Consider the following 2,880-nt stretch of genomic DNA (forward strand, 5'->3'; position numbering starts at 1 on the left):
TAGTGCGCTTCATCGAGAGAACTTATGAAAAAGGTGTATCTGCTTCGGCTCAAGAGTTAGAATCACTTCACCCCTTCTGGTAACGTTCTGAAACTTTGCCTAAATGGGACGTGACTATTTGCCCAACCTGACTGGTAGCTTATTTTTACGCACATCCCTAATATGCTACGGGGCTACACTGATGGTAAGACACCGATAAGACACCACGGCAACTGATGATGTTGCCTTACCGTATACTGGCTATCTGCGATCGAGATTCAGAGTGTGCCAATTTCGGAAGTTGAGGATAAGCAATATGACTGAAATTTCAGTTTATTGAACTACGCTATTGTTTCGACTTAATACTATTTTGGTAAGATAAACATATTTTCTAAAACTTCTATTAACGGATAGTTTCTGATTAATTTTATTAGCAGATTTGATGAAATTGCCTCAGCCTTATCAGCCACTTCTTTTTCGGATTTTACATGGATTAATTGGCTTATTTGTTTTATGTGCAATTGGAACGGCTTTTTGGACTTATGATACCTATGATGGACGGTGGGGACGTATTCCTTTACCCCGATTTGAGGCAATTGAAAGCATTCATGGTACTTTTGGGCTGTATGTTTTGCTTTTATTTCCTCTGTTTGCTTTGTATGCCTTTCATCGCGGACAGCAACGCCTGATTCAACAAGATTCTCTTACGAAGCTAATTCAAATAGGTAAACCGATATGGTGGTACACGCTGCATCGGTTAACCAATACAATTGTGATTCTGGCACTAACTTTTGCTCTCTTCTCTGGCAAGATGATGGACGAAAAGTGGTTGCCAAATGGGGAACTGAACCACACATGGTACTACATTCATCTGATTTCGTGGGTAACGATGGTGTTATGCGTTGCACTCCACCTCTTAATGGTGGTTAGGGTTGGCGGTAGATCGTTACTGACATCAGTGCTAAAGTGGCAATACCGCGAGCGAGATCGCCCTACTCTGTGGTTGGGGCATTTTCTCAACTGGTGGAACGATTTGCAACTAGTTGCAGTCGCAAATTGGTTGCAGTCAGCTTCTACGCTGAAAGTCTTAGAAGCTATTGTCCTGTTTAGTATTGCTGCTGCTTGGATTATTCCCCTCTTCAAGTAAGCCACAAACATGACAAGACTTGACAAGCTAAAGCAACAAGCAAAGCACCTCAAAGCAGAACTGTATGCTTTGTATCTGGCATATCGCGAGCCTCGCGTGCCTTGGTACGCCAGAATATTTGTGGCGTGTGTCGTAGGCTATGCTTTCAGTCCAATCGATCTGATTCCCGACCCAATTCCGCTTTTGGGCTATCTTGACGATCTGATCTTGGTTCCGCTCGGTATTGCGCTAGCAATCAAGATGATCCCAGCAGATGTTATGGCAGAATATCGCGAACGGGTGCGAAGCCTACAGCGCCACAAGCCAACGAATTGGTTAGCCGCAGCAGTTATCGTTGGTATTTGGTTATTATTCGCTATGCTAGCGGTGTTTTTTGCAATGAGAGCGACACGACGGTAAGAAAAAACTCTCATCAACCAATCAGAACATTGGTTTTAAACCACGATCGCCCGTACAGCACATCGCGATCGCATTGCCAAATTATCTTGTGTTATGGCTTATACCAAAATCCCTAATTCTCTTGCCTTCGCTACTGCTTGAGTGCGGTTGGCAACATCCAGCTTGCCGTAGATATTACGGGCGTGCCATTTAATTGCGGCAAGACTGACAAAGAGTTGAGTGGCGATCGCCCGATTGGAAAGACCTTGGGCTAGATGTTGCAAAACTTCCAGTTCGCGATCGCTCAATGGTTCGATGAGTGGCTGAACTCTAGCATCTGTCCCCTCAACATGACTAAAGGCTGCTAACAAGCGATTGACAGATTGAGGATGAATCCTCTCCGCAGCAGCATCGCGCAATAATTCTGCCATCGGCTAACCTTCATCCACAAATAAACGGATGTAGTCTCCTGTATGGGGAAGAGCGAGTGCTTGTTGTAGTAGATGCAGCGATCGCTTCCGATCTCCACGAATGTGCCAAATTAAAGCTTGCAGCATCAACACTTCCATCACTCGTGCTTTGCGCCCACCTGCTGCGGTAAAATCATGGAGTCGCTCTAGTAGTCGCAGAGCATCATTTAAATATGGCTTAGTTAGATCTGCCAACCTGCCACGAGCAATTAAGACTCTTGCTAGAGTTAGGTAATCCAGCTCCGAACCAACTGGAAACTCGTCAGTAAAACTGTATCGTAATTCGCCATCCACGCTTAAACCGCTATCTAGAGCCCAAGCGATCGCAGCATCTAAATTCCCCTGTGCTAGATTTAATCTTGCCTGACAAGCCGGAACAGAAAGAATCGTCGCCCACAGCCAAACTTGACATTGCCCAGCTGTCTTAATTGCATCCATTGCTGCTTGGGTGTCCCCTTGCGCCTGACGCACGCGAGCCAAGGTGATGTAACCCATCATCAAACCTGGCTGTTGAGTTTGAATACCGCGCTCGATGCTGTCGGTTAGGTGTTGTGCGGCTGCTGCTAATTGGTTTTGTTCTCGCAGCAATTCCCCCATTGCCACTTGTACCAATACACCTGCATAAGTGGATAACCAGCCGCGTTCCCTGGCTAGAGCGACTCCTTGCTGGCACAGAACGGTTGCCTCATCGAGCCGACCGCGCAAGGCGAGAAACTGCGCCTGCAAATACAATGGGGCGATCGCCGGCTCTGCTATGCCTCTGTTTTGACCGATTTGAGTCACTTCGGGCAGCAACCTTCTAGCCGCTGCATAGTTGTCTGTAACGAAGTAAGTCACGCCGAGATTGAGTAGAATGACTGCCCGCAGCCAAGAATCGTCTTGAGGCAACTGCTGCAAGGCTCGTTC

General features: G+C 46.6%; 4 protein-coding genes. 2 read left to right on the forward strand and 2 right to left on the reverse strand.

Going from position 1 to position 2,880, the window contains the following annotated elements:
- Nucleotides 1–421: 421 nt before the first annotated feature.
- Both DSM107010_RS26235 and DSM107010_RS26240 read left to right on the forward strand, forming a co-directional pair.
- Complete coding sequence (locus DSM107010_RS26235; protein ID WP_106166000.1) at nucleotides 422–1,126, forward strand: cytochrome b/b6 domain-containing protein; 705 nt, start codon at nucleotides 422–424, stop codon at nucleotides 1,124–1,126.
- 9 nt (nucleotides 1,127–1,135) lie between these two features.
- Nucleotides 1,136–1,525 (forward strand): YkvA family protein, encoded by a 390-nt coding sequence (locus tag DSM107010_RS26240; protein ID WP_106166001.1) that lies wholly within the window; start codon nucleotides 1,136–1,138, stop codon nucleotides 1,523–1,525.
- Nucleotides 1,526–1,623: 98 nt separating this feature from the next.
- On the opposite strand, the gene DSM107010_RS42445 is transcribed toward DSM107010_RS26240, so the two are convergent.
- Nucleotides 1,624–1,935 (reverse strand): response regulator transcription factor, encoded by a 312-nt coding sequence (locus tag DSM107010_RS42445; RefSeq protein WP_199755757.1) that lies wholly within the window; start codon nucleotides 1,933–1,935, stop codon nucleotides 1,624–1,626.
- A 3-nt stretch (nucleotides 1,936–1,938) separates the two neighbouring features.
- Nucleotides 1,939–2,880: tetratricopeptide repeat protein (locus tag DSM107010_RS26245; RefSeq protein ID WP_338418745.1), on the reverse strand; the 942-nt coding region annotated here is incomplete at its 5' end.

Origin of the sequence: Chroococcidiopsis cubana SAG 39.79, from assembly GCF_003991895.1 — a bacterium.
GTDB classification, from domain to species: domain Bacteria; phylum Cyanobacteriota; class Cyanobacteriia; order Cyanobacteriales; family Chroococcidiopsidaceae; genus Chroococcidiopsis; species Chroococcidiopsis thermalis.

What these genes read in the sequence shown, in the direction of transcription:
- DSM107010_RS42445 (WP_199755757.1), bottom strand. Translation starts at nt 1,935, where the DNA reads ATGGCAGAATTATTGCGCGATGCTGCTGCGGAGAGGATTCATCCTCAA.
- DSM107010_RS26240 (WP_106166001.1), top strand. Translation starts at nt 1,136, where the DNA reads ATGACAAGACTTGACAAGCTAAAGCAACAAGCAAAGCACCTCAAAGCA.
- DSM107010_RS26235 (WP_106166000.1), top strand. Translation starts at nt 422, where the DNA reads ATGAAATTGCCTCAGCCTTATCAGCCACTTCTTTTTCGGATTTTACAT.